Annotated in this window: 26 protein-coding genes; 12 read left to right on the top strand and 14 right to left on the bottom strand. The window is 65.9% G+C overall.

Going from position 1 to position 23986, the window contains the following annotated elements:
• Window positions 1-7 precede the first annotated feature (7 nt).
• The 5 genes from WKH79_RS01290 to WKH79_RS01270 all read left to right on the top strand — a co-directional run bounded on the left by WKH79_RS01290 (window position 8) and on the right by WKH79_RS01270 (window position 5924).
• Complete coding sequence (locus WKH79_RS01290; protein ID WP_341859369.1) at window positions 8-343, top strand: hypothetical protein; 336 nt, start codon at window positions 8-10, stop codon at window positions 341-343.
• A gap of 32 nt (window positions 344-375) precedes the next feature.
• Entirely contained in the window at window positions 376-1833 is a 1458-nt protein-coding gene (gene atpD, locus WKH79_RS01285; RefSeq protein WP_050600269.1) for a F0F1 ATP synthase subunit beta, read from the top strand.
• 4 nt (window positions 1834-1837) lie between these two features.
• Window positions 1838-2095 carry an ATP synthase F1 subunit epsilon gene (locus WKH79_RS01280; protein WP_050600268.1) on the top strand — a complete coding sequence of 86 codons (258 nt, stop codon included), beginning with the start codon at window positions 1838-1840 and terminating at the stop codon, window positions 2093-2095.
• A gap of 140 nt (window positions 2096-2235) precedes the next feature.
• Window positions 2236-3738: a hypothetical protein gene (locus WKH79_RS01275; protein ID WP_341859368.1), complete on the top strand. Its 1503-nt coding sequence runs from the start codon at window positions 2236-2238 to the stop codon at window positions 3736-3738.
• Window positions 3739-3842: 104 nt separating this feature from the next.
• Window positions 3843-5924 (top strand): prolyl oligopeptidase family serine peptidase, encoded by a 2082-nt coding sequence (locus tag WKH79_RS01270; RefSeq protein WP_341859367.1) that lies wholly within the window; start codon window positions 3843-3845, stop codon window positions 5922-5924.
• On the opposite strand, the gene WKH79_RS01265 is transcribed toward WKH79_RS01270, so the two are convergent.
• The 3 genes from WKH79_RS01265 to glmU all read right to left on the bottom strand — a co-directional run bounded on the left by WKH79_RS01265 (window position 5925) and on the right by glmU (window position 8156).
• A complete protein-coding gene (locus WKH79_RS01265) occupies window positions 5925-6230 on the bottom strand; it encodes an HNH endonuclease (protein WP_230833479.1) in 306 nt (101 codons plus the stop codon).
• Window positions 6184-6555 carry a hypothetical protein gene (locus tag WKH79_RS01260; protein ID WP_341859366.1) on the bottom strand — a complete coding sequence of 124 codons (372 nt, stop codon included), beginning with the start codon at window positions 6553-6555 and terminating at the stop codon, window positions 6184-6186. Before WKH79_RS01260 ends, WKH79_RS01265 begins: the two co-directional genes overlap by 47 nt.
• A 242-nt stretch (window positions 6556-6797) precedes the next feature.
• A complete protein-coding gene (glmU, locus tag WKH79_RS01255; protein ID WP_341860077.1) occupies window positions 6798-8156 on the bottom strand; it encodes a bifunctional UDP-N-acetylglucosamine diphosphorylase/glucosamine-1-phosphate N-acetyltransferase GlmU in 1359 nt (452 codons plus the stop codon).
• Between the two features lie 66 nt (window positions 8157-8222).
• Between glmU and WKH79_RS01250 the strand changes: the two genes are divergently transcribed.
• Window positions 8223-8978 (top strand): HAD hydrolase-like protein, encoded by a 756-nt coding sequence (locus WKH79_RS01250; protein WP_341859365.1) that lies wholly within the window; start codon window positions 8223-8225, stop codon window positions 8976-8978.
• Window positions 8979-9011: 33 nt separating this feature from the next.
• Window positions 9012-9941 (top strand): SDR family NAD(P)-dependent oxidoreductase, encoded by a 930-nt coding sequence (locus tag WKH79_RS01245; RefSeq protein ID WP_341859364.1) that lies wholly within the window; start codon window positions 9012-9014, stop codon window positions 9939-9941.
• A gap of 68 nt (window positions 9942-10009) precedes the next feature.
• Here WKH79_RS01245 and WKH79_RS01240 read toward each other — a convergent pair whose 3' ends face one another.
• From WKH79_RS01240 to WKH79_RS01220, 5 genes are read right to left on the bottom strand one after another with little or no spacing between them, the layout of a single operon-like run.
• The gene (locus tag WKH79_RS01240) at window positions 10010-10360 is read right to left on the bottom strand and encodes a DUF2794 domain-containing protein (RefSeq protein WP_063505254.1); all 351 of its coding nucleotides are present in this window, start codon (window positions 10358-10360) and stop codon (window positions 10010-10012) included.
• Window positions 10360-11049, bottom strand: a complete 690-nt coding sequence (gene epsC / locus WKH79_RS01235; RefSeq protein ID WP_050600261.1) for a serine O-acetyltransferase EpsC — start codon at window positions 11047-11049, stop codon at window positions 10360-10362. The genes WKH79_RS01240 and epsC overlap by 1 nt, the downstream gene beginning before the upstream one ends.
• Window positions 11050-11076: 27 nt before the next feature.
• Entirely contained in the window at window positions 11077-11691 is a 615-nt protein-coding gene (locus tag WKH79_RS01230) for an ATPase (protein ID WP_160766541.1), read from the bottom strand.
• A gap of 10 nt (window positions 11692-11701) precedes the next feature.
• Window positions 11702-12493, bottom strand: coding sequence for a hypothetical protein (locus WKH79_RS01225; RefSeq protein WP_341859363.1), 792 nt, complete (start codon window positions 12491-12493; stop codon window positions 11702-11704).
• Window positions 12403-12975 (bottom strand): hypothetical protein, encoded by a 573-nt coding sequence (locus tag WKH79_RS01220; protein WP_341859362.1) that lies wholly within the window; start codon window positions 12973-12975, stop codon window positions 12403-12405. Before WKH79_RS01220 ends, WKH79_RS01225 begins: the two co-directional genes overlap by 91 nt.
• Window positions 12976-13044: 69 nt before the next feature.
• On the opposite strand from WKH79_RS01220, the gene purM reads away from it, so the two are divergent.
• From purM to WKH79_RS01205, 3 genes are read left to right on the top strand one after another with little or no spacing between them, the layout of a single operon-like run.
• Window positions 13045-14154, top strand: a complete 1110-nt coding sequence (gene purM / locus WKH79_RS01215; protein WP_341859361.1) for a phosphoribosylformylglycinamidine cyclo-ligase — start codon at window positions 13045-13047, stop codon at window positions 14152-14154.
• Window positions 14147-15124 carry a phosphoribosylglycinamide formyltransferase gene (purN, locus tag WKH79_RS01210; RefSeq protein WP_341859360.1) on the top strand — a complete coding sequence of 326 codons (978 nt, stop codon included), beginning with the start codon at window positions 14147-14149 and terminating at the stop codon, window positions 15122-15124. The genes purM and purN overlap by 8 nt, the downstream gene beginning before the upstream one ends.
• A 5-nt stretch (window positions 15125-15129) precedes the next feature.
• Window positions 15130-16335: a sulfotransferase gene (locus WKH79_RS01205; protein ID WP_341859359.1), complete on the top strand. Its 1206-nt coding sequence runs from the start codon at window positions 15130-15132 to the stop codon at window positions 16333-16335.
• On the opposite strand, the gene WKH79_RS01200 is transcribed toward WKH79_RS01205, so the two are convergent.
• From WKH79_RS01200 to WKH79_RS01175, 6 genes are all read right to left on the bottom strand, one after another.
• On the bottom strand, window positions 16332-16757 hold the full coding sequence (locus WKH79_RS01200) for a hypothetical protein (protein ID WP_341859358.1): 426 nt from the start codon (window positions 16755-16757) through the stop codon (window positions 16332-16334). The two genes, WKH79_RS01205 and WKH79_RS01200, sit on opposite strands and share 4 nt — an antisense overlap.
• Before the next feature lie 82 nt (window positions 16758-16839).
• The gene (gene ndk / locus WKH79_RS01195; RefSeq protein WP_050600255.1) at window positions 16840-17262 is read right to left on the bottom strand and encodes a nucleoside-diphosphate kinase; all 423 of its coding nucleotides are present in this window, start codon (window positions 17260-17262) and stop codon (window positions 16840-16842) included.
• An 80-nt stretch (window positions 17263-17342) separates the two neighbouring features.
• Window positions 17343-17870 (bottom strand): hypothetical protein, encoded by a 528-nt coding sequence (locus tag WKH79_RS01190; RefSeq protein ID WP_341859357.1) that lies wholly within the window; start codon window positions 17868-17870, stop codon window positions 17343-17345.
• Window positions 17871-17904: 34 nt separating this feature from the next.
• Window positions 17905-18354: a DNA polymerase III subunit chi gene (locus WKH79_RS01185; RefSeq protein WP_341859356.1), complete on the bottom strand. Its 450-nt coding sequence runs from the start codon at window positions 18352-18354 to the stop codon at window positions 17905-17907.
• Window positions 18351-18536, bottom strand: a complete 186-nt coding sequence (locus WKH79_RS01180) for a DUF2256 domain-containing protein (RefSeq protein ID WP_341859355.1) — start codon at window positions 18534-18536, stop codon at window positions 18351-18353. Before WKH79_RS01180 ends, WKH79_RS01185 begins: the two co-directional genes overlap by 4 nt.
• 8 nt (window positions 18537-18544) lie before the next feature.
• Window positions 18545-20005, bottom strand: coding sequence for a leucyl aminopeptidase (locus WKH79_RS01175; RefSeq protein ID WP_341859354.1), 1461 nt, complete (start codon window positions 20003-20005; stop codon window positions 18545-18547).
• 100 nt (window positions 20006-20105) lie between these two features.
• Here WKH79_RS01175 and lptD point away from each other — a divergent pair, with 100 nt between their 5' ends.
• Together lptD and WKH79_RS01165 are read left to right on the top strand one after the other, a co-directional pair.
• A complete protein-coding gene (lptD, locus tag WKH79_RS01170) occupies window positions 20106-22502 on the top strand; it encodes an LPS assembly protein LptD (protein ID WP_341859353.1) in 2397 nt (798 codons plus the stop codon).
• Window positions 22503-22633: 131 nt separating this feature from the next.
• A complete protein-coding gene (locus WKH79_RS01165; RefSeq protein ID WP_228135246.1) occupies window positions 22634-23980 on the top strand; it encodes a peptidylprolyl isomerase in 1347 nt (448 codons plus the stop codon).
• Window positions 23981-23986 lie beyond the last annotated feature (6 nt).

Here is a 23986-nt window from a genome sequence, read left to right as displayed (position 1 = left end):
ACCCTACGTGAACAAGCTTGCCCTCCTCCTGCCCCTCGCCCTGCTCGCAGCTTGCGGCGAAGAACCCGCCGCCCAGACTGCGCCCGAACAGGTCGTGACGCCCGAACCGATCGAAACCTTGCCCGCGCCCGACCAGGCGTTGCTGACGGAAAAATACGCCGAAGCCTGCCCGGACGAGGGACCGATCAACACCGCGATGTGCAAGCGCGCCGGCATGGGTTCGCCCGACGTCGTGTGCGAGTTCGGCCTCGGCGACGACGAATATCTGCGCAACAAGGCGACACTCACTGCTGGCGAAGGCGAATGGACCTTCGCCGATCCGGAAAATGTCTGCGTCGGTTAAGACGCGATAAACCCCAAGTCAGGACATAGATCATGGCCACCGCACCCGTACTCAACAAATCGCCCAACGGCACCATCAGCCAGGTTATCGGCGCCGTCGTCGACGTGCAGTTCGAAGGCGAACTGCCCGCCATCCTGACCGCGCTCGAAACGAAGAACGGCGACAACACGCTGGTCCTCGAAGTGGCGCAGCACCTCGGTGAAAACACCGTTCGCACGATCGCCATGGACGGCACCGACGGCCTCGTCCGCGGCCAGGAAGTCGTCAACACCGGCGCGCAGATCTCGGTCCCGGTCGGTCCGAAGACCCTTGGCCGCATCATGAACGTCATCGGCGAGCCGATCGACGAACGCGGCCCGGTCGGCGCCGACCAGACGATGCCGATCCACGCCGAGGCCCCGCTGTTCGTCGACCAGTCGACCGACGCGGCCATCCTCGTCACCGGGATCAAGGTCATCGACCTGCTCGCGCCCTATGCACGCGGCGGCAAGATCGGCCTGTTCGGCGGTGCCGGCGTCGGCAAGACCGTGCTGATCCAGGAACTGATCAACAACATCGCCAAGGGCCATGGCGGCGTGTCCGTCTTCGCCGGTGTCGGTGAACGGACCCGCGAGGGTAACGACCTCTATCACGAATTCCTCGACGCCGGCGTTATCGCCAAGGACGCCGACGGCAATGCCATCTCGGAAGGTTCGAAGGTTGCGCTGGTGTTCGGCCAGATGAACGAACCGCCGGGCGCACGTGCCCGCGTTGCACTGTCGGGCCTGACCATGGCGGAATACTTCCGCGACGTCGAAGGCCAGGACGTGCTGTTCTTCGTCGACAACATCTTCCGCTTCACGCAGGCGGGTTCGGAAGTGTCCGCATTGCTCGGCCGCATTCCTTCGGCCGTGGGTTACCAGCCGACGCTGTCGACCGACATGGGTAACCTGCAGGAACGCATCACCTCGACCAACAAGGGTTCGATCACCTCGGTCCAGGCCATCTACGTTCCCGCTGACGACCTTACCGACCCGGCCCCGGCCACCTCGTTCGCCCACCTCGACGCGACCACCACGCTCAACCGTGCGATCTCGGAACTGGGTATCTACCCGGCCGTCGACCCGCTCGACTCGACCAGCCGCGTGCTCGAACCGCGCGTTGTCGGCGAGGAGCATTACAACACCGCCCGCCGCGTCCAGGAAACGCTGCAGAAGTACAAGAGCCTCCAGGACATCATCGCCATCCTGGGCATGGACGAGCTGTCGGAAGAAGATAAGCTGACCGTGGCCCGTGCGCGCAAGATCCAGAAGTTCCTGTCGCAGCCGTTCCACGTCGCCGAGGTGTTCACCAACATTCCCGGCCAGTTCGTCCAGCTCGAAGACACGGTCGCCTCGTTCAAGGCGGTGGTCGACGGCGAATACGATCACCTGCCCGAAGCGGCCTTCTACATGGTCGGCGGCATCGACCAGGCGGTCGAAAAGGCCAAGAAGCTGGCCGAGGAATCGTAAGCACATGGCTCTCCGCTTCGAACTCGTCACACCGGCGAAGCTGGTCCGTTCCGAGGATGTCCACATGGTGGTCGTCCCTGGCTCGGAAGGCGAATTCGGTGTGCTCGAAGGTCATGCGCCGCTGATGTCGACGATCCGCGACGGCGCGGTGCAGGTCTACAAGACCGAAGGCGCCGAACCCGAAACGATCGAAGTCCGCGGCGGCTTTGCCGAGGTCGGCGAAAACGGGCTGACGGTCCTCGCCGAACACGTCGAAGGCTGACCCTTAACCATACAGCACCTTACAAAGGGCGGCCCACGGGTCGCCCTTTTCGTTTGCAGCAGCCTGCGCTGTGGCAACCGATAATTAACCACAAGCTGCGAGGGCCGTTTCCGCATGCATGCGGGAAGACATTCGGTCCGATGACGGCAATCAGCTTCGATATGGCACAAGCGCCGCCGACGCGGCGCCATGCAGCGCGTGGTCTGTGGCTGGTCCTGTTTCTCGCACTGTTCGCGCTGGCCGTGCGGTTTCCATTCCTTGGCGATCACAATGCCGACATCGACGAACAACTCTATGCACTGATCGGCAGCCAGATGTGGCAGGGCCAGTTGCCCTTCGTGGACCTGTGGGACCGCAAGCCCTTCGGTCTCTTCGCATTGTTCGGCCTTGCCGATGCCACCGGGCTGCCCGCCCCGTGGTCGTACCAGTTGCTCGCGACGGGCTTCATAGTGCTGGGCGCCGTGCTGCTGCGCAATCTGGCCATCCATTTGACGGACAGCGTCACCGCAAGCGCGGCCGCGGTTCTCTATATCGTGCTGATGACGATCTATGGCTCGCATTCGGCACAGAGCGAGATCTACCATGTCCCGGCCATGCTAGGGATGGCATTGCTGGTCCGCGATACGGGCCACCCTCAGGCCTTGCAGCGTGCGCTCCTTGCAATGGTGATCGGCGGTCTGGCGCTGCAGGTGAAGTACACCGTCGTGCCACAATGCGTTTTCTTCGGGCTTTGGGCGCTGTGGGGGCAGTACCGCTCGGGGCGATCGCTGGCGCAGCTGTCGGCGATCGGCATCGCGTTCGCTGCACTGGGTCTGGCGCCCACGCTTCTCGTCGGGCTGTTCTATTTCGCCGTCGGCGGATGGGACCAATTCTGGTTCGCCAATTTCGTCAGTTTCTTCCTGCGCGAACCTGCCCCCATGGGGCGGTTTGCAGAACGGCATACGCTCTTCCTGATGCCGCTCGTCGTGCTTGCTCTCGCCGGGTTCTACGCAAGCCTGCGCATGTCTCCTCCCGCCGATCGGCGGAGCTATCGGTTCTTTTGCGCCATGCTCGGTGCTTCGGTCGCAACCGTATTTCTGCCGTCGACCGTCTATGCCTATTACTTCGCCGCGCTGGTCCCCGGGGTGCTGCTGGTCGCCCTGCCCTTCCTTCATCGCCAAGGACCGGCGGGGCTGGCCCCACTGGCCGCGGCGACCGTGGCCTGCATCGGGTTGCTCTATCTGCCCGAACGCTACGAAGCCTCCCGGAACCACCGCGAAGCGATGGATGGACTGGTCGCCGCGATCCAGCCGCATGTCGATGAACAGGAAGCCTGTCTGTGGGTCTTCGACGGTCCTACAGCGCTCTATAGCGCTACCGGCAGTTGCCTTCCCACCCGGCTGATCTACCCCGACCATCTCAACAACGCCCTCGAGCGCAATTCTCTCGAGGTGCGCCAGATCGACGAGGTCCGCCGTATTCTCGATACCGGTCCGCCGGTGGTCGTGACCGCCGACCGGCCATTCACCCAGCAGAACCTGGGAACGCTCGACTACGTTGAGACCACGCTGCCGCAAGGGTACATCGTGATCGCCGAAGAACGCATCCATGACCGCGGACTCGCAGTATGGCTTCGGCGTGATCTTCTTTCCACCAGCCGGTGACCGGGCCGGGCTTGTCGCCGGCCTGACGCCGAGGCAGAACATGCTCCAGCAAATCTGGAGAGCTGCCCTTGAAACTCGCATCCGCGCTGGCCATTGCCACTGCCATGACCATTGCAAGCACCACCCCCGTCGCCGCGCAGGACGGCATTCCCGGCCCCGAGCAGGACAGTTACATCTGGCTCGAGGAAGCCCGTAGCGACAAGGCGCTCGACTGGGTCCGCGCCGAGAACGAGCGGACGATGGAGCTGCTCGCGGGCGACCCGCGCTACGATGCGGTCAAGGCCGAGGCGCTCGCGATTTACGATAGCGAAGATCGCATCCCCTATGTCACGATCCGCCCGGACGGCCTGTACAATTTCTGGCAGGACAAGCAGAACCCGCGCGGGCTGGTGCGCCGGACCACGCTTGAAAGCTACCGCTCCGACAACCCGCAATGGGAAACCGTGCTTGACGTCGATGCGCTGGCCGAGGCCGAAGGGCGCGAATGGGTGTACAAGGGCTCGACCTGCCTGCCGCCCGAAGATCGCCTGTGCATGATCGCGCTGAGCGACGGGGGCGAGGATGCCACCGTGCTGCGCGAATTCGACATGGCCACCAAGAGCTTCGTCGAGGGCGGCTTCGTGCTCGACGAGAAGAGCCAGGGCGGGATCGAGTGGATCGATGCCGATACGCTGCTGGTGGGCCGCGATTTCGGCGAAGGCACGCTGACCGAGAGCCAGTATCCGCGCACAGCGCGCATCTGGAAACGCGGCACGCCGATCGAACAGGCGGAAGAGATCTGGCGCGGCGAGGAAGCCGATGTCTGGTCGGGCGCGGCGTTGCTGCGCGATCACACGGGCGAGGTTCACGGCACCTATGCCTTCCGCGCGGTCAGCTTCCACGAAACCGAATATTTCTGGCAGCATGACGGCGAATGGCTCCGGCTGGAGCTGCCGCTCAAGGCCTCGCCCTACGGCCTGATCGATGGCCAGCTCCTGTTCTCGACCGATGTCGACTGGGAAGTCGGCGGCCAGACCTTCCCGGCCGATGCGCTGGTGTCGGTCGATCTCGAACAGTTCAAGACCGATCCCAATGGCGCGCCCAAGACACTGGTCTGGGCCCCGCAGGACAAGCAGACCAAGCAGGGCGCGGCGAACACCGCCGAGAGCCTTTACGTCAGCCTGCTCGACAACGTTCGCGGCCGGGTGCTCAAATTCGACCACGTCGACGGCGAATGGGTCTCGAGCGAGATCGAGCTGCCCGACAATTCGACCCTCGATGTGGCTGCCGCATCGGAAGGGTCGGACGAAATCATGTATTCGGTCACCGACTTCCTCACCCCGTCGCGGCTCTATTATTCCGACGGCAGCGGCGCGGCCGAAGTGATCAAGACCTCGCCCAGCTATTTCGACGCCGAAGGCATGGAAGTCGAACAATACGAGGCGACCAGCGCGGACGGGACCAAGATCCCCTACTTCCTCGTCAAGCCCAAGGGCATGGTGATGGACGGGAGCAATCCGACATTGCTGACCGGTTACGGCGGCTTCCAAGTGCCGCGCCTGCCCTCCTACCTCGGTTCGATCGGCAAGATCTGGCTCGAACGCGGCGGCGCCTACATCCTCGGCAACATGCGCGGCGGTGGCGAATTCGGCCCTGGCTGGCACCAGAGCGCGATCCGCGAGAACAAGCAGCGCACCTGGGACGATTTCCTCGCGATTGCCGAAGACGCGGTCGCGCGCGGGATCACCAGTCCCGACCATCTCGGCATCCAGGGCGGTTCGCAGGGCGGATTGCTGGTGGGCACGGCCTTCACCCAGCGTCCCGACCTGTTCAACGCGGCGATCGTGCAGATCCCGCTGTTCGACATGCTGCGGTATCACGTGATCGGGCGCGGCGCGTCGTGGACTGGCGAATATGGCGATCCGCGCATCGACGAGCAGCGCGCCTGGATCGAGCCCTATTCACCCTATCAGAAGCTGCTCGAGGGCAAGGACTACCCCGCGCCCTTCTTCTGGGCCTCGACCGCCGACGACCGCACGCACCCGGCGCATGCGCGCAAGGGCGCGGCACGGGTCAAGGAACTGGGGCAGGAGTATTACTACTTCGAGGACATGACCGGCGGCCATTCGGGCGGCGTCGACAACGAACAGCGCGCCAAGATCCAGGCGCTGCAGATGGTCTATCTTCTGCAGCGACTGGCGGACTGATCAGCGCGGCCTGCGCGTCGGGGCGTGGAAATCGGGCGGCTTGTCGGCCACCCATTCCACGAACCGCGCAAGGGTCTCGTCGGTAAGCAGCGCGTCGCGGTCGGTGCCGATCCGCGCCAGCTGCGCATTGGTGAAATTGGCGTGGATCGCGCGGTGGCAGATCGGGTGCACCGGCACGGTCATGCGCCCCTTTTTCGCCTTGGGCACGAGATGATGCAGCTGGACTTTGCGCCCGAGCGCGCGCCCGCACAGCCAGCAGTTATCGGGTTCGGCGTTCGGCGAGGTCGGCCTCCCAGCTGAAAAGATCGTCGGCGCGGGGGAAATGGGCTTCGGCAAGATCGTAGTCGATTGCCGCGACATCGGGATCGTCGCATAGCTGGATGCCGATCACCTCTTCACCTTCGAGCACGATCACGCCGTCGCTGATGGCCGGGTCGTTCGGTTCGCCGGCAGCGAAATTGGTCCGCACGATGCGGCTGAAGACGACGTAGCGCGTATCGCCGCTGGCAAAGGCAACCTGCGCTTCGCCGCCGCCGGAATAGGGCACACTGGCCCAGCGCCCGCCGCTGAGGACCAGCTCGGGCTCGCCGTCACCGAAGCGGTATTCGGCCTCGCCCCTCCCCGTGCCCATGCCCGTGCCGCAAATGGCAATCCGCTTGCCGCCTGCAACCTTGCACGAAAACACCTCGGCTTGGCCCGAAGCGCATTCGACCGTCCGGCCGGGCGAACCTGACGCAGCTGTGACCGGTACCGGCGAGAGGGGCCCAGCAGGCGGCGGCGCCTGTTCGGCGCGCTGCTCCACTTGTTCACCATCATTTCCCGCGCCGGCGCTGCCACAGGACGCGAGCAACAGGGTGCAGCCGAGCAGCGCCCTCACTTCCTGTCCGCCGCCTTCTTCTTTTTCATCGCATCGTGGAAACGGTCGGCCCAGCCGGGTTTGACCACCTGTTCGCCGCGCACCATGCGCAGATCGCCGTCGCCGACATCGCGGCTGACCGCGCTGCCCGCTGCCACGATCGCATCCGCACCGATCCGCACCGGAGCGATCAGCGCGCTGTTCGAACCGATGAATGCACGTTCGCCGATCACCGTCTTGTGCTTGAAATAGCCATCGTAATTGCAGGTAATCGTGCCCGCGCCGATATTGGCACCCGCGCCGACCTCGGCATCGCCGAGATAGGTCAGATGGCTCGCCTTGGCCCCCTCGCCCAGCGTGGCCTGCTTCATCTCGACGAAATTGCCGACGAAGCTGTCCTTTTCCATTACCGCGCCGGGCCGCAGGCGGGCATAGGGACCGACCGAGCACCCTTCCCCGACGCGCGCCCCCTCGAGATGGCTGAACGCGCGGATCCGCGCGCCGCGGGCGACGCTGACACCGGGGCCAAAGACCACGTGCGGTTCGACCGTCACATCGGTGGCAAGGTCGGTATCCCAGCTGAAGAACACCGTGTCGGGCGCGGTCAGCGTGACGCCTTCGGTCATCGCTTCCTCGCGCTTGAGCTCCTGCCACTGCGCTTCAGCGCGGGCGAGTTCGGCGCGGCTGTTGATGCCGGTGACCTCGGCGGGCGTGTCGGCGGATACGACCGCGCAGCTATCGCCGTCCGCATTGGCGATGTTGACGATGTCGACGAGGTAATATTCGCCCTGCGCATTGTCGTTGCCCACGCGGCGGAGCAGCTCGAACATGTCGGCGCTGCGCGCTGCCATGACGCCCGAATTGCACAGGCGGCAGGCGCGCTCCTCCTCGCTCGCATCCTTGAATTCGACCATTTTGTCGATCCGCCCGTCGGCATCGGCGATGACCCGCCCGTAATGCCCCGGATCGTCGGGTTCGAAGCCCAATACCACGACTTTCGGCCGATCTTCGGCATGCAGACGGTCGAGCATGGCCTGCATCGTCTCGCCCTTCACGAAGGGCACATCGCCATACAGCACCAGCACATCGCCGCTGTGATCCGCAAGGTTCTCCTCGGCCTGCTGGACCGCATGTCCCGTACCCAGCTGCGGTTCCTGCAGGCAGGTTTCGGCGCTGCCTGCCAGCGCGTTTTCGAGCTGGTCGCGCCCCGCGCCCACCACCACGACCTTCTTGGCCGGTTGCAGCGCATCGACGGTCGCCAGCAGGTGGTCGAGCATCGGGCGACCGGCAATCGGGTGCAGGACCTTGTGCAGGTCGCTTTTCATACGGGTGCCCTTGCCCGCGGCAAGGACGATTGCGGCGAAATCGCGTGTCATGTTCATGCGCGGTGCCTTGCCACCATTCGCTTGCAGTTTGAAGAACCTTCCGCCACCGCCGCTGCCATGAGCGACCTGCCCTTTTCCATCATCGGTTTCGATCTCGACGGAACGCTGCTCGAAACCCACCGAGACCTTGGCGCTGCAGTCAATCACGCGCTTGACCTCGGCGGCTTCGCGCCCGTCCCGGCGGACCACGCCAGCGACCTCATCGGCGGCGGCGCAAAGATCATGCTGCAGCGCGCGGTGGACGAGCAGGGCGGCCTGCCCGGCGACGAATTCCGCAAGCTCTACAAGGCGATGTTGGCCTATTACGCGGACAACAACGCGGTCCACACCCAGCCCTACCCGCATGCCCGCGAAACGCTCGCCCTGCTGAGCGAACGCGATATCGCGATGGTGGTTGTGACCAACAAGTTCGAAAGCTTCGCGCGGCAGATCCTCGCTGCGCTCGACCTCGCCGACCATTTCGTCGCGATCATCGGCGGTGATACCATGGGCAAGGGCAAGGCAAAGCCCGCGCCGGACCCGATCTTCGAAGCGCAGCGGCGCGGCGGCGGCGGCAGCCTCGCCTTTGTCGGCGATAGCTCGTATGACGTTGCCGCAGCGCGCGCGGCCCGCGTCCCCGTGATCGGCGCGCGCTACGGCTATTGCGACAAGCCGCGCGGTGAGCTGGGCGCCGATGCGGAGATCGATCTCGCTGGCGGAACTGGTTCCGGCGCTGGCCAGGCTGGGCTGAGCGGTCCGCCGCTACGGAACGGCGGCCCGCCATACCCGGTGTTGCAAGTGCGAAGCGAACATGCCACGCAGGCGCGCAATTGACCTTTACGTAAACGACAAAGCAGGAGCAGCTCGATGAGCATCGATTTCAAGGACAAGGTAGCCATCGTAACCGGCGCAGGCGGCGGTCTGGGCCGTGAATACGCGCTCGAACTCGGCCGCCGCGGGGCCAAGGTCGTGGTCAACGATCTCGGCGGTTCGCGCGACGGCACCGGCCATTCGGACATGGCACTGCAGGTGGTCGAGGAAATCGAGAAGGCCGGCGGCGAAGCCGTTTCGAACGGCGGCTCGGTCACCGAATACGAACAGATGGAAAAGATGGTTGCCGACGCCAAGCAGAAGTGGGGCGGCGTCCACGTCGTCATCAACAATGCCGGCGTGTTGCGCGACAAGACCTTCGCCAAGATGACGATGGATGATTTCGAATTCGTCGTCGACGTCCACCTCAACGGTTCGGCAAACGTCACCAAGGCGGTATGGGAAACCATGCGCGAGCAGGCCTATGGCCGCGTGCTCATGACCGCTTCGTCAACCGGCCTGTTCGGCAATTTCGGCCAGGCCAACTACGGTGCCGCCAAGCTCGGCCTCGCCGGCCTGACGAAGACGCTGCAGCTCGAAGGCGCCAAGTACAACATCAAGGTCAACACGATCTCGCCGGTGGCGGGCACGCGCATGACCGAAGACCTATTCCCCGAAGAAGCCTTCAAGCTGTTCGACCCGGTGAATGTGGTCCCGGCCGCGCTGTTCCTCGTCAGCGAAGACGCGCCCACCAACGCCATCGTGGGCGCGGGTGCGGGCGGCTTCCACTCGGCCTGGACGGTTATGAACGACGCGGTCTGGCTCACCGATGAAGAGCGCACCGTCGAAGGCTTTGCTGCCAATTGGGACAAGATCAGCGACTTCTCCAACCTCAAGGCCCCGCAGTCGGGCAGCGAGCAGTCGGGCGCGATCCTGACCGCGATGCAGAAGGTCACCGGAACCGGCCCGGGCAGCGCCCGCGGCTGATCCGCTTTGCAATTTGTCGAGGAAGGGGCTCGTGCTGCGGCGCGGGCCCTTTTCGTATCGGCCGCTGCCTAGCTGTCGACCGTCTTGAGCAGGCGCCGTTCCATCGGCGCGATCACGCCGGGCAATTCATGACCGCGCTTGAGCACCTGGCCATGTTCGCCGAACAGCGTCCACATGCCCTGTTTGTTGCGCAAGGCGGGACGTTTCTCGATCCGCGCCTGCGGCCGTTCCGCCGCGCGCCGGAATGCGGCGAACACGGCGCAATCCTTGGTGAAATCCATCGCGTAATCGCGCCACTGCCCGGCTGCGACCATCCGCCCGTAGAGATCGAGGATCCGCGTCAGTTCCTCGCGGCTGAAACCGATCTGCAGCGGCTTGCGACCCGGGAAGGCGACGACCGTATCGCCGAAAGAACCCATCAATCGGCAGTCCCGTTGCGCTGGGCCGGTTCGCGTTCTGCGCGCAGCGCGGCGACTTCGGCGCGCAATGCCTTCAGCTCGCTGTCGAGCTTCTCGATGCAATCCCGGCTGGGTTCGCACGGATCGTCGCACGGCGTGCCGTAGGGAATGAATTCCTTGAGCCACTGTTCGGCCGGCACCAGCGTGCTGCGCGCCTTGAGGCCGATCATGGTGGCGCCTTCGGGCACTTCGTCGGTGACAACCGCATTGGCACCGATGCGCGCGCGGCGGCCGACCGTGATCGGGCCGATTACCTGCGCGCCGGAGCCGATGATCACCTCGTCCGAGATGGTCGGGTGGCGCTTGCCCCCCTTGCCATTGGTCGGATTGGTGCCGCCAAGCGTCACGCATTGGTAGATCGTCACGTTGTCGCCGATCTCGGCGGTTTCGCCGATCACCGAAAAGCCGTGATCGATAAACAGGTTCTTGCCGATCTTCGCGCCCGGGTGGATATCGATTGCAGTGACCATCCGGCTCCAGTGGTTGACCAACCGGGCGAGGAAAAACAGTTCCGCTTCGAACAGCCAATGCGCGATGCGGTGGTAGAACACCGCCCAGACACCGGGATAGGTCAGCACTTCCCAGCGGCTGCGGGGAGCCGGATCGCGTGCCTTCACGCTGTCGAGATAGGCGACTAGCCGTTCGAACATGGGCACTATTCTCCCATCGGGAAGCGGTTAAAGCAAGCGTCCCTGGTCCGGGCCCTGCACCGCTTCCAGTGCATCACGCCATACAGATAGGGTGGCGGGAACCTGCCGTTCAAGGCTCAGCCGGTCGATTTCGCCAACGATTTTCTCGATCGCGGCATAGCTGCGTTCCATTCGTGGCACGAGATAGGCGGGTGCACCCTCGCCCAGAACCAGGCCGCGCTGGGCGGCATGCGACAGCATGAGGTCGGTCGCCAGCGCATCGTCGGGTGGCCCGATTTCGAGCTGCAATGCAGCCCCCATCCGGCTGCGCAGGTCGGGCAAGGCGATGTCCCATCCCCCGCCGCCCACCACCAGCAGCAGCGGGATGCCGCTTTCCTGCGCGCGGTTCCAGCGATGGAAGATCGCGGTCTCGTCAAGCGTTTCGGCATCGTCGATCGCCTCCCCCGCCTGCTGCGCGGCGAACCAGCGCGCGAACAGAGACTTGCCCGCGCGCGGCGGCCCATGGAGGATGGCGGTGCGGAACGGCCAGCTGGCCGGCGCCGCCAGCGCTTCGGCCACTGCGCGGTTCCCCGATCCGATCACGATCGAGGACGGCTCGCCGGCGCCGGCCGGAATCAGCGGAAGAGCGATCTGCGAGGTCATCGCCCGCGAATCAGCGGCTGATGGCGAGCGCGTTGCTGCCCTGGCGGACGGTGAAGCCGCGCGCCCGCAGGGCGTCGGCCAGTTCGCCGATCGAACCGGAATAGCTGACCGTCATCACCGAGGTTCCGCCGATCGCAGTGCTGCGGATGCCCGTTGCCCGCACGCCAGGCGTCCCGCGCACGCTGGAGACCGCGCCGTCGAAACTGGCGGCATCGGGCGTGGCGACCTGCACGGTGTAGAGCGCGACCGATCCTTCGGGCGGCGGCGTCTGGATGGGCGCTGCGGTGATCGCATCGCCGCTTTCGGCAGTGGGCTGCGATGCCGCGGCTGCCGCAGCCTGCTCCTGCGCCCGCAGTGCGCGGCCGAGGTCGAGCAGCCGCTGGAGCGCGGGATCAAGTTCGGGCGTGCCGATGTCGAGCGTTGGGTCGGGCCGCAGCTTGCCTTCCGCCAGCGCGAGTTCGAAGATCCGGTCGAAGCGCACCACGGCGCGTTCGAGCATGGTCGGAAGTTCGGCGGGCGATGCCGCGGTCATGTCGAACCCGTCGAGATAGGCGTTGTCGGGGCCAAAACGCGCTGTGAACGTGCCCTCGATCGGCCCGCCGGGATAGGTGTACCGCAGGCTCGCAATGGCGACGAGCACATCGGCAGCGCCGAACTGGTCGAGCGCATTGCGCCACCAGGTGCGGCTGCGGCGCCCGGTCTGGCCATAGGTCAGCAGCAGCGAATCCCCCCGGCACCCGCCGGGCGGACATAATCGATCCGGCTCTGTCCCGCCTGATAGCCGGCCCAGGCACGCTGCCACGGATTGCGCTGTTCGTAGACCATCTGCGTGCCTGCCGACACGGTCACCGGCAGCAGCAGCATCGGCGCCGAGCGCGTCGCTTCGCCTTCTGAACCAAGATAGCGCGACGCGCGCTGCCGGTCGAACACGATACCGAGCGTGGCGATGTAGCGCCTCGGTCCCAGCCGTTCGCGCTCGATGACCACGGCGGAAACCAGGCCGGCGATCTGCGAATCACTCAGGCTGGGGCCTTCGAGGCGGTCCCAGGCCTTGCGCTGCGCCTCTTCCCAGGCCTGTTCGCGCGCGGCGATGCCGCTTTCGGCACGGACATCGACTTCGATTCCCGACACTTCGATATCGCTGCTCGAGGCAACCGGGGCGATCCCGCGTTCGCCGCCGACTTGCGCCCATACGACCACGCTGAGCGCGCACAGCGTGGCCAGGACCACTGCGAGGATGGCGAAGCGGCGGAACGCGAAGGGGGAGGATATCGGTCGGATCATGGGGAAAACAGGGCGCCTTTTGCCGAAAGGCTTCTGGAAATCCAAGCGCGAAAGCGTAAGGCGGGTCAGATGAGTGACCAACCGCGCAGCAGCAGCCCTTCCTACACCTACGAACAGGCGGGTGTTTCGATCGAGGCGGGCAATGCGCTGGTCAAGGCGATCGGCCCGCTGGTGAAGGCCACGATGCGTCCCGGTGCGGATGGCGAGATCGGCGGTTTCGGCGGCTTTTTCGACCCCAGGGCAGCCGGGTACAAGGATCCCTTGCTGGTCGCAGGCAATGACGGCGTGGGCACCAAGCTCAAGCTGGCCATCGACAGCGACCGCCACGACACGGTGGGCGTGGATTTGGTCGCCATGTGCGTGAACGACCTGATCGTCCAGGGCGCCGAACCGCTGTTCTTCCTCGACTACTTCGCCACCGGCAAGCTGGAGAACGGCGTGGCCGAGCGCGTCATCGCGGGCATCGCCGAGGGCTGCAAACAGGCCGGCTGCGCGCTGATCGGGGGCGAGACCGCCGAAATGCCCGGCATGTACGCCGCGGGCGATTACGACCTCGCCGGGTTTTGCGTCGGCGCGGTCGAGCGCGGCGAACAGCTGACCGGCGAACGCGTCGCGCCCGGCCACCTGCTGCTTGGCCTTGCCAGTTCGGGCGTGCATTCGAACGGCTATTCGCTGGTGAGGCGGCTGGCGCAGGACAAGGGCTGGAAACTCGACCGCCCGGCCCTGTTCGATCGCGACCGCTTGCTGATCGACGCACTGATCGAACCGACGCGGATCTACGTGCGGAGCCTGCTGCCGCTGGTGCGCGACGGGCTGGTCGACGCCATGGCGCATATCACCGGCGGCGGCCTGCTGGAAAATATCCCCCGCGTCCTGCCCGAGGGTGCGCATGCCCATGTCGAAGCCGATGGCTGGGAGCAACCGGGCCTGATGGCTTTCCTCCAGGCCCAGGGGAATATCGAACCCACCGAAATGGCGCGGACCTTCAATTGCGGGGTAGGGATGGTGCTCGCGGTCGAGCCCGCCAATGCCGAAATCGTTCGCACCCGTCTCGAGGACGCGGGCGAAACCGTGCTGGCTGTGGGCCGCATCGAGGCGGGCGACAAGGGATGCAGCGTGCACGGCACGGCCGGCACCTGGGCCGCGCGCGAGGACTGGTCGGCGACGCATCTTGCCTGACCACGCCACGGCCACCGCCAAGGTCGCCGTGTTCGTGTCGGGCACGGGCACCAATATGGCGGCACTGCTTTATGCCAGCCGCCTGCCCGGTTCGCCCTATGAAATCGCACTTGTCGCAGCCAACGATCCCGCCGCCCCCGCGCTTGCGCTGGCCCGGGCCGAAGGGGTCCCCACCTTCGCGCTGGCACACGCGGGCATGGCCCGCGAAGACCACGATGCGGCCATGGAAGGGGCGGCGCGCGATGCCGGCGCGCAATATATCGTGCTGGCGGGCTACATGCGCATCCTGACGCCCGGCTTCGTCGGGCGCTGGGAAGGACGCATGCTCAATATCCACCCATCGCTGCTGCCCGCCTATCCCGGGCTCGATACGCATGCGCGCGCGATTGCGGCGGGCGATAGCCACGGCGGGACCAGTGTCCACCTGGTGACCGAAGAGCTCGATGCGGGCGAAATCCTCGGCCAGATCCCGATTGCGATCCAGCCCGGCGACACACCCGCTGTGCTGGCCGCCCGAGTCCGGCTGGCCGAGCACCAGCTCTATCCCCGCGTTCTGGCCGATTACGTTTCGCGCTGGAACGACCCGCAACACCTGCTGGCCCGCGTGCGCACGCTGGCGCTGGCGTTGCCGCAAACACATGAGCGCGAAAGCCACGGTGCGCCGGGCTTTCGGGTCGGGACCGAGAAATCGGGCAAGTTCTTCGCCCATTTCTCCGACCGGCATCACGGCGCCCCCCACGTCTCGCTGCTGGTGAAATGCGCGGGGCTGGACGAGCTGGAAACCCTGGTCGAGGCACAGCCGCATGCCTATCACAAGCCGGCCTATTACGGCGCCAGTGGATGGATCGGCGTCATCCTCAACCGGGCGGACCTCGACTGGGACGATGCCGCCCACTGGCTGCGGCGCAGCTGGCAGCAGGTAGCCCCGAAGAGCATCGCCGGCCTGCTCGACACCGCGGACGCTTCCTGAGCACGATGGCCATGCCGCCGCGCCCCAATCCGCTGGCCACCGCCCGCGCCGCCGATTGGGCCGACCGCGCGGTGGGCGCGCTGTGGCGCAAGGGCATCACCGCCAAGCCGCCGCTCGACCCCGAATATCTCTGGCAGGTGAGCAGCCGCGGTTTTGCCGCGCAGGACGAACATGCGGGCCGCAGCGGGGTAGAAGTTGCCGACTTCCGCCTGCGCCTCGAACGCCTGTGCGCCAGCCTGCGCGGCGAAGCCGAACTCAATGCGCTGGGCCACACGATGGCCTACGGCCAGCTGACCTCGGCCATCCGCAAGCGGCATGCACTGGGCCGCGCATGGCGAACCGACCCGAGCTTGCCGCAGGGCGACATCGCATCCCCGATCGTCGTCGTCGGGCAGATGCGCGCGGGCACCACGCGAATGCACCGGCTCCTGGCCGCGGACCCGGACCATGCCGGTACGCGGTTCTGCGACAGCCACAACCCGGTTCCGGTTACGCCCGACTGGCGCCCCCTCAAGGCCGCCGCGGCGCTGGCGATCGCGCGGCGGATCAATCCCTGGCTCGATGCCCTGCATCCGTTCGGTTCGACCCGTATCGACGAGGAAATCGGCTGGCTTGCCACAGCGCTATCGCCCGCGACCTTCGAGGCACAGTGGCACATCCCGTCCTTCGTGGCGTGGAGCGAGGCGCGCGATCCCGGTCCGGTCTATGCCGAATTCGCACGCATCCTGCGGACGGACGCGGCGACGATGGGTAATGCCGACCGCCCGCGGGTGCTGAAATGCCCGCAATTCGCCGAAGACCTGCCCGCGCTGCTGCAGCACTTCCCCGGTGCGCGGCTGGTGGTGACGCACCGCGACGCGGCCGCGATCGTCGAGAGTTCGGTATCGCTGGTGGCGAGCCAGATGGCGCCCCAGAGCACACGCCGCGACCTGTCCGCCATCACCGCCGAATGGCAGCGCAAGCTGGCACTGCGCCAGCAGCGGATCGAACGCGCACTGGCGGGCTTTGCCGGACAGGTTGCGCATGTCGATTTCGATCGGCTGAATGCGGACTGGGAAGCCGAGATCGGCCACGTCTATGCTGCATTGGACATGCCGCTATCGGGCGCTGCACTGGCCGCGATGCGGCGCGAACAGCGCAAGGCCGCGGCCGGCAGCCATACGGCGCACAAGGTGCAGATCGAGAATTTCGCCGCGGGCGAAGCCGCCTAGCGGGCCGCCGAGGCGCTGCGGCGGGAGGCGAACATCGGCGCGGTCATCCGGTCAAGCGGGCGGGTGGTTTCGATCAGGCCGATACGATTGCCGCTGAATTCGATCCGCCACATCAGCGGCCCGTCAATTTCCGCCATCGGACTTTCCAGATGGCCCCGCATGAGCATTCCCTTGCCCCAGTGATCGAGCGTATCGACGATGATCTGCGGGCGGTCGGCCTGCTCGCGGAAGGTGCGGTCGGCGTCGATAACCGCTGCGGCGCCTTCCAGCCTGTACCCACCCGCATCGACGACCTTCATGTCGGGCGAGATCAGCCTTTCGACCGCTTCGTAATCGAACCTGTTCAGTGCAGCGACCAATTGGCCGACCATCTTCGCGCGGGACTTGCGCGACAGGCGCTTGTTCAAGAAGCCGAAGACCATAGTGGGGGCGATCCTAGAACGGATCGCCCCCTGAGCCTATAAACAAATGATGTGCGGCCAAAAGACATGGCCGCAGAGGCTTTTAGCCGACGATTTCGTCTTCGTTGAAGAAGAAGTCGATTTCGATCTTGGCGTTTTCGTCGCTGTCCGAACCGTGAACCGAATTGGCTTCGATCGATTCGGCATAGGTCTTGCGGATGGTGCCTTCATCGGCATCCGCCGGGTTGGTCGCGCCCATCACGTCGCGGTTGCGCTTGACCGCATCTTCGCCTTCGAGAACCTGTACGACGACCGGGCCCGAGATCATGAAGTCGACCAGTTCACCGAAGAAGGGACGTTCCTTGTGCACCGCGTAGAAGCCTTCGGCCTGCTCGCGGGTCATCTGGATGCGCTTCGAGGCGACGACGCGCAGGCCGGCTTCTTCCAGCATCTTGGTGACCGCACCGGTGAGGTTGCGGCGCGTGGCATCGGGCTTGATGATCGAAAAGGTGCGGGTAACCGCCATGGTGATTTCCTTGCGTGGAGTATGCGGGGGAGAAAATTCTCGCGCGCGCCCCTAGCGCCGCGGGCCCGCCCGGGCAAGTTTCATTCGAGACCACGTCCGATCGACAGCTGCGCCCGGGTGACCTCGCCTTCGCGCGTCGCGGTGAAGGAGAAGCTGGTGCCGTCGGCGTTTTCGCCGCCGATCATCGTCATCGGCCCACTGTCGAGCGACGTCGCCACGTCGATCCCGGCACTGGCTGCCTGTTCACGATAATACGTCATCATATCCGCCGGTTGCGCGGCGCTCTCCAGCGTCAGCAGGACCAGCACGCCAGCGGCCTGTTCCACCCGCGTGTTGTTGGTCACCCGTGCGCCGGGATAGAGGGCAAACCCCGCGGGCAGTTCGACCGGGACGCGCTCGCCCGAACGCATGGTCGTGACCGTGCCGTCGTCGCCCGTATACCTCGCGCGGGTTTCGCCCGTTTCCGCATCGATATCGTAGGAGCCGCGCGGTTCGGCGCCGTCACCGCCATTCTCGCCCGCGTTCTCGGCTTCGCCCCCGCAGGCCCCAACTGCCAGCGCGGCGGCAGTGAAAGCGGCGAGTCGGGCGGCGGACGGGCTGCGTGTCATGCCCTATCGATGCTTGAAGCGCGCAACGGTTCCGTCAGCGACCCTCGCGCCAACTGCCGTGTTCATCCTGTTTGTTGATGCGGTTGTCGATCGTCTCGTCCTGCGCGAAGCGGCGCCACAAAGCCGCGGCCGCGTCGCGCTGGGCGGCATCGAACAGCAGCAGGACGCGGTCGAATTCCAGCGCTTCTTCGCGCCACCTTCCATCGGCGATCAGGGCCATGCGCGCGCCATTGGACGAACCGCAGGTACCCGACAGCAGGATCGGCTGGCGCGCTTCATGCGCCCCGCCGGCCATGCCGTTGGCGAGGAAGGCCGCCCCGCCCTGCTGCCAGAGCAGTTGCGACAGATGCGTGCGCTGCGCGTCGTCGCCGCTGACGATCACCAGCCGCTCGCCCGCCTGCAAAACCTTGCGGGCCAGCTTGGCCACGGTCACGTCCACCGGATCGCGGCTGAGCTGGTAGAAATCGACGCGGGTCGTGGTCATTCGGGGCCCGTCGCCTCACCCGACGACGATGGCTTGTTGCGGCGGCACCGGTCGGAGCAATATTTGACCCCTTCCCAGTCCCGCGCCCATTTCTTGCGCCACGTGAACGGAAAGCCGCAGGTCAGGCACGTCTTGCTGGGCAAGTCGCCCATCCGCCGCATCTTGCCGGTACCCTTGGCCATGATATCCGTCAGCCTTCCAGCGTATCGCGAACGAACCGGTCGAGCAGGCGCACGCCGTAACCGGTCGCGCCCTTGCCCCAGGTCCGGCCCGGCTTGTCCGACCAGACCATGCCCGCCACGTCGACATGCGCCCAAGGCGTCCCGTCGGCGATGAAGCGCTGCAGGAACTGCGCGGCGGTGATCGATCCGGCCGCGCGCCCGCCGATGTTCTTCATGTCGGCGATCGGCGAATTGATCAGCTTGTCGTAGGCCGGGCCGATCGGCAGGCGCCAGTTGCGATCGCCGGTCGCCTCGCCCGCATCGTGCAGCTGGCTGGCAAGCGCGTCATCGTTCGAGAAGACGCCCGCGAACTCGTGGCCGAGCGCGATGATCATGGCGCCGGTCAGCGTTGCGAAATCGAGGATGCGCGCGGGTTTGAATTCTTCCTGTGTCCAGTGAAGCGCATCGGCCAACACCAGCCGCCCTTCGGCATCGGTGTTGAGCACTTCGATGGTCTGTCCGCTCATGCTCGTGACCACGTCGCCGGGACGCTGCGCCTTGCCATCGGGCATGTTCTCGACCAGCCCGACCACGCCGACGAGATTGGCCTTGGCCTTGCGCCCGACCAGCGCCAGCATCGCGCCCGCCACGGCGCCTGCGCCGCCCATGTCCCATTTCATGTCTTCCATGCCCGGGCCCGGCTTGATCGAGATGCCGCCGGTGTCGAAGGTCACGCCCTTGCCGACGAAGGCGGTCGGGGCCGCCCCCGGTTCGCCGCCGTCCCAGCGGATCGCGAGGATGCGCGATTCGCGCTCCGACCCGAGACCGACGCCCAGCAGCGACCCCATGCCGAGCTCTTCCATCTGTGCCTCGTCCAGCACGATCAGCTCGGCGCCGGTGCCTTCGAAGCGTTCGCGGCAGCGCTCGACGAAGCTTTCCGGGTACAGGATATTCGCCGGTTCGGTGATCAGCACGCGGGTGAACTCGACGCCCTCGGCGACACGCGCCATGTCGTCCCACGCGGCCTCGGTCCCCTCAGGAGCGCCGATCACGGTGACAGTGGCGAGCGTGATCTTCTGCTCGTCCTTCATCTTGGTGCGATAGACATCGTAGCGCCAGTTGCGCAGCCGCAGGCCGAGCAGGACGCTGGCTGCCTGTTCGGCGGTCAGGCCGCTTTCCGCGAGGTCGAGAACGAGTTCCTCGTCGCCGCTCGACTGGTACTTGGCAGCCAGCGCCGCGCCCGCTTTCTCGCAATTGGCGAGCCGGGCTTCATCGCTCTTGTCGCCGAGGCCGGCCAGCGCCAGCCGGAGCACCTGGCCATCGCGTTCGACGAAGCCGTCGAACACCTGCCCCGCCTTGCCCTTGAACCGGGCGGCTTCCATGCCTTCGGCGAACGGCTTTTCCAGCCCAGCGGGAACCTTGTCCTTGTCGGTAACTTGCGCAACAAGGCGCGCAACCTGCGGGCGGGACTGGCTGAACTGAATGTGCATGGGATCTCCGGAATTGTCTTTGGTCAGGGCCGATACGCTGCGCGCACGCCCATCGAGGATGGCGATTGCGATTAGGCGTGGCCGGTGCGATAGGCAAGGGATGCTCCCGCCTGCCGAGACAGCCCCGCACGCCATCCGGGAGGCCATCCGTCCCGCGACTCTGACTGCCATTGCGCTGGCGCTATGCGCGGCCAGCCCGGCCGCTGCGCAGCGCGCGGCCGACAATGTCGGCAACGTCATCGACCCGCAGGGCGAGCCCGGCGACCCGCAGCCCGACCGGCCCACGCTGGACGAGGGCGCCGGCGTCGACGATCTGCTCACCGTACCCGATCCCGGCGCCGGGCTGGACCCGCCGCCCGCCCCCACCGGCGATGACGGGCTGGATGCGGCCGGCAACCGCGCGATCGACTTCGAAGCCGATATCCTCGAATACAGTGCCGACAGCGATGTCGTGACCGCCAGCGGCAACGTCGTGCTGCGCAGCGGCGACCGGTCGCTGCGCGCCGATTCGGTCAGCTGGAACGAGCAGACCGGCGAAATCCTCGCCACGGGGCGCGTCCGGTTCGTCGATGAAAACGGCAACCAGCTGTTTTCCGAACGGGTCGAGCTGACCGACGAATTCGAAGCCGGCGCGATGGACGATCTGCTGCTCGCGCTGCGGCAGGGCGGGCGGCTCGCCGCCAATCGCGGCATTCGCGAAAGCGACGGCACCGTCGCGCTGGAGGAAGCGGCCTATAGCGGCTGCGCCGTCGTCGACCCGCAGGGCTGCCCGCGCGATCCGAGCTGGCGGATCACCGCCGAGCGCGTCGTTTACGACCCCGAGACCAGCCGGATCAATTTTTCGGGCGCCTATCTGGAATTGTTCGGCGCGCGTTTGCTGCCGCTGCCGGGGCTGACGATCCGCACCGATGGCGGTGCGGTTTCGGGTTTCCTCGTGCCCGACCTGCGCTTTTCCGAAAGCAACGGGGTCGAGGTATCGGGCAGCTATTACCTGCGCTTCGGCGACAACAAAGACCTTACGCTGACCACCCATGTCTATACCGGGGCGGCACCGATGGTCGCGGGGCAGTGGCGCCACCTGACCGAAGCGGGCGCCTACCAGATCACCGGTTACGCCACCCATTCGCAGCGAATTTCCACTTTCACCGGCGTGGCCGACAGCGCGGAGGAATTCCGCGGCTACCTGTTCGCCAATGGCAAGTTCCAGCTGACGCCCGACTGGAGCCTGACCGGATCGGTCCGCCGCACCACCGACCGCACCTTCCTGCGCCGCTACGACATCAGCCGCGACGACCGGCTGCGCTCCACGCTCGAGCTGGAGCGGATTGCCGGCAACACCTATTTCTCGCTGGCCGGCTGGGCCACACAGACCCTGCGGCTTGACCAGCCGCAAGGCGAAGTGCCGATCGCGCTGCCCGTGCTCGACGTGCGCTGGCGGCCCGATGCCAAGATCCTCGGCGGACAGCTCGAACTGCAGGGCAACACGCTCGCGATCATGCGCGATATCGGGCAGGACACGCAGCGCGCCTTCGCCCGCGCGCAATGGGACCTGCGCCGCGTGACCGCGCTTGGCCAGGTCGTCACGCTCACCGGCATGCTGCGCGGCGACGTCTACCATTCGGACGAGAATTACCTCACCACCACGCCGAGCTATCGCGGCAATCCCGGCTGGGAATACCGCGGCGTGGCGCTGGGCGCGCTCGACGTGCAATGGCCCTTCGTCGGCGAAGCCTTCGGCGGCACGCAGGTGTTCACCCCTCGCGTGCAATTCGTCGCCACCCCGCCAATCAAGAATCTGGCCATCCCCAACGAGGATGCCCGTGCGATCGACCTCGAGGATTCCAACCTCTTCGCGCTCAACCGCTTCCCCGGCTACGACCGGGTCGAGGACGGCGCGCGGGTCACCTACGGATTCGACTGGTCACTGCGCATTCCGGACTGGGAACTGAAGACCAATGTGGGGCAATCCTACCGTCTCGACAGCGACCGCGACATCCTGCCGGTGGGGACCGGCCTGTCCGAACGGTTCTCCGATTTCGTCGGGCGGACCGAGGTGCGGTACAAGAACTTCCTGAAGTTCACCCACCGCTTCCGGCTGGACAAGGACAATCTGGCGATCCGCCGGAACGAGATCGACGCCACCGTCGGGTCGAGCCGGACCTATGCCGAGATCGGTTACGTCCGGCTCGACCGCGATATCACGCAGGTAGAGGATCTGCAGGACCGCGAGGAATTGCGCGGCGCGGTGCGGATGGCTTTTGCCAATTACTGGTCGCTGTTCGGCTCGGGCGTGTTCAACCTGACCGACCGCGAGGAGGACCCCACGCTGGCATCGGACGGGTTCGATCCGATCCGTACCCGCCTGGGCATTGCCTATCAGGACGACTGCCTCGAACTGGGCGTTACCTGGCGGCGCGATTACATTACCGCGGGAGATGCCGAACGCGGCGATACCTTCCAGTTCTACTTCAGCCTGAGAAATCTGGGTTTCCGCTAGGCTGCGCTTATTGGCACCCCGGCCCAAACGCGCTATCCGGCGCGCAATCATCAGCTTTGGTTAAGCCGCGCCGCTGCAAGACGCCCGGCATATTCGGGCATCCCGGCGATGCCGCAAGACAGGTTCGACAGGTGACTGCACACATGATTTCCCGATTGCTCTCCTTTGCCGCAGCGGCCGGCCTCGTCGCCGCACCGATTGCGGGCCAGGCCCAGCAGACCATGGGCCAGGGCAATTTGCTCGGCCTGCCCAGCGACCTCAGCATGCTGCAGGACAGCGATCCCAACCACCGCGTCGCCACCGCCGTCGTCAATGGCTATGTCGTGACCGAAACCGATGTCGACCAGCGGGCGGCGTTGCTGCTGGCGGCCAACCAGACGCCGGTCAGCGAGGAAGAGCTGGTCCGCCTGCGCATGCAGGTGCTGCGCAATCTGATCGACGAAACGCTGCAGATACAGGCTGCGGAAGCGCAGGAGCTCGAAGTCCCTGCAGCAGAAGTCGAGCAGACCTATACCAGCGTCGCGACCCGCAATTTCGGTCAGGCCGCCGAGCAGATGGACGAATATTTGCGGTCCATCGGCTCCTCGCCCGCCTCGCTCAAGCGGCAGATCACCGGCGAACTGGCGTGGAACCGCCTGCTGCGCCGCAATATCGCCCCCTTCGTCAACGTCTCGTCGGACGAAGTGACCGAACTGATCGAACGGCTCGAGGCCTCGCGCGGGACCGAGGAATTCCGGCTCGGCGAAATCTATCTTTCGGCGACGCCCGAAACCGAAGCCGCGGTCGAGGCCAATGCGAGCAAGATCGTCGAACAGCTCCGCCAGGGCGGCAGTTTCGTGGCCTATGCGCGGCAGTTCTCCGAAGCCTCCACCGCAGCCGTTGGCGGCGATCTGGGCTGGATCCAGCTGGCGCAGCTCAAGAACCCGCAGCTGGAAACGGTGGCCGCGGAAATGAGCCCCGGCCAGCTGGTCGGCCCGATCCGTATCCCGGGCGGCTTTTCGATCCTCTACCTGATCGACAAGCGGCAGGTGCTGATGGCCGATCCGCGCGATGCGATGCTCAGCCTCAAGCAGATCCAGATCAGCTTCGCACCCGGTACCAGCGAAGCGCTGGCCCAGCAGCGTGTGGCGGCTTTCACCGAAGGCGTGCGCGACATCCGCGGTTGCGGCGATGCCGAGAGCGCGGCTGCCCGCTTGGGCGCCAATGTCGTCACCAACGACCAGATCCGGGTCCGGTCGCTGCCCGAAGCGCTGCAGAACATCCTGCTGCAACTGCAGGTCGGTCAGGCGACGCCCCCGTTCGGCTCGTTCGAGGAAGGCGTGCGCGTGCTAATGCTGTGCGGACGCGACGATCCCGAAGTGGCCGCCGGCCCCGACTTCAACCAGATCATGGGCGAACTCGAGGACGAGCGCATCGAGAAACGCGCCCAGCGCTACTTGCGCGACCTGCGCAACGACGCCTTCATCGAGTACAACTGACGCCCG

Source organism: Qipengyuania sp. GPGPB31, from assembly GCF_038396345.1.
Lineage (GTDB): Bacteria > Pseudomonadota > Alphaproteobacteria > Sphingomonadales > Sphingomonadaceae > Qipengyuania > Qipengyuania citrea.
The sequence above is the reverse complement of the archived record's forward strand: the minus strand, read 5'-3'. Positions and strand labels throughout refer to the sequence as shown.

What these genes read in the sequence shown, in the direction of transcription:
- atpD (WP_050600269.1), top strand. Translation starts at nt 376, where the DNA reads ATGGCCACCGCACCCGTACTCAACAAATCGCCCAACGGCACCATCAGC.
- WKH79_RS01280 (WP_050600268.1), top strand. Translation starts at nt 1,838, where the DNA reads ATGGCTCTCCGCTTCGAACTCGTCACACCGGCGAAGCTGGTCCGTTCC.
- WKH79_RS01275 (WP_341859368.1), top strand. Translation starts at nt 2,236, where the DNA reads ATGACGGCAATCAGCTTCGATATGGCACAAGCGCCGCCGACGCGGCGC.
- WKH79_RS01270 (WP_341859367.1), top strand. Translation starts at nt 3,843, where the DNA reads ATGACCATTGCAAGCACCACCCCCGTCGCCGCGCAGGACGGCATTCCC.
- WKH79_RS01260 (WP_341859366.1), bottom strand. Translation starts at nt 6,555, where the DNA reads ATGGGCACGGGGAGGGGCGAGGCCGAATACCGCTTCGGTGACGGCGAG.
- glmU (WP_341860077.1), bottom strand. Translation starts at nt 8,156, where the DNA reads ATGACACGCGATTTCGCCGCAATCGTCCTTGCCGCGGGCAAGGGCACC.
- WKH79_RS01250 (WP_341859365.1), top strand. Translation starts at nt 8,223, where the DNA reads ATGAGCGACCTGCCCTTTTCCATCATCGGTTTCGATCTCGACGGAACG.
- WKH79_RS01245 (WP_341859364.1), top strand. Translation starts at nt 9,012, where the DNA reads ATGAGCATCGATTTCAAGGACAAGGTAGCCATCGTAACCGGCGCAGGC.
- WKH79_RS01240 (WP_063505254.1), bottom strand. Translation starts at nt 10,360, where the DNA reads ATGGGTTCTTTCGGCGATACGGTCGTCGCCTTCCCGGGTCGCAAGCCG.
- epsC (WP_050600261.1), bottom strand. Translation starts at nt 11,049, where the DNA reads ATGTTCGAACGGCTAGTCGCCTATCTCGACAGCGTGAAGGCACGCGAT.
- WKH79_RS01230 (WP_160766541.1), bottom strand. Translation starts at nt 11,691, where the DNA reads ATGACCTCGCAGATCGCTCTTCCGCTGATTCCGGCCGGCGCCGGCGAG.
- WKH79_RS01220 (WP_341859362.1), bottom strand. Translation starts at nt 12,975, where the DNA reads ATGATCCGACCGATATCCTCCCCCTTCGCGTTCCGCCGCTTCGCCATC.
- purM (WP_341859361.1), top strand. Translation starts at nt 13,045, where the DNA reads ATGAGTGACCAACCGCGCAGCAGCAGCCCTTCCTACACCTACGAACAG.
- WKH79_RS01205 (WP_341859359.1), top strand. Translation starts at nt 15,130, where the DNA reads ATGGCCATGCCGCCGCGCCCCAATCCGCTGGCCACCGCCCGCGCCGCC.
- WKH79_RS01200 (WP_341859358.1), bottom strand. Translation starts at nt 16,757, where the DNA reads ATGGTCTTCGGCTTCTTGAACAAGCGCCTGTCGCGCAAGTCCCGCGCG.
- ndk (WP_050600255.1), bottom strand. Translation starts at nt 17,262, where the DNA reads ATGGCGGTTACCCGCACCTTTTCGATCATCAAGCCCGATGCCACGCGC.
- WKH79_RS01190 (WP_341859357.1), bottom strand. Translation starts at nt 17,870, where the DNA reads ATGACACGCAGCCCGTCCGCCGCCCGACTCGCCGCTTTCACTGCCGCC.
- WKH79_RS01185 (WP_341859356.1), bottom strand. Translation starts at nt 18,354, where the DNA reads ATGACCACGACCCGCGTCGATTTCTACCAGCTCAGCCGCGATCCGGTG.
- WKH79_RS01180 (WP_341859355.1), bottom strand. Translation starts at nt 18,536, where the DNA reads ATGGCCAAGGGTACCGGCAAGATGCGGCGGATGGGCGACTTGCCCAGC.
- WKH79_RS01175 (WP_341859354.1), bottom strand. Translation starts at nt 20,005, where the DNA reads ATGCACATTCAGTTCAGCCAGTCCCGCCCGCAGGTTGCGCGCCTTGTT.
- lptD (WP_341859353.1), top strand. Translation starts at nt 20,106, where the DNA reads ATGCTCCCGCCTGCCGAGACAGCCCCGCACGCCATCCGGGAGGCCATC.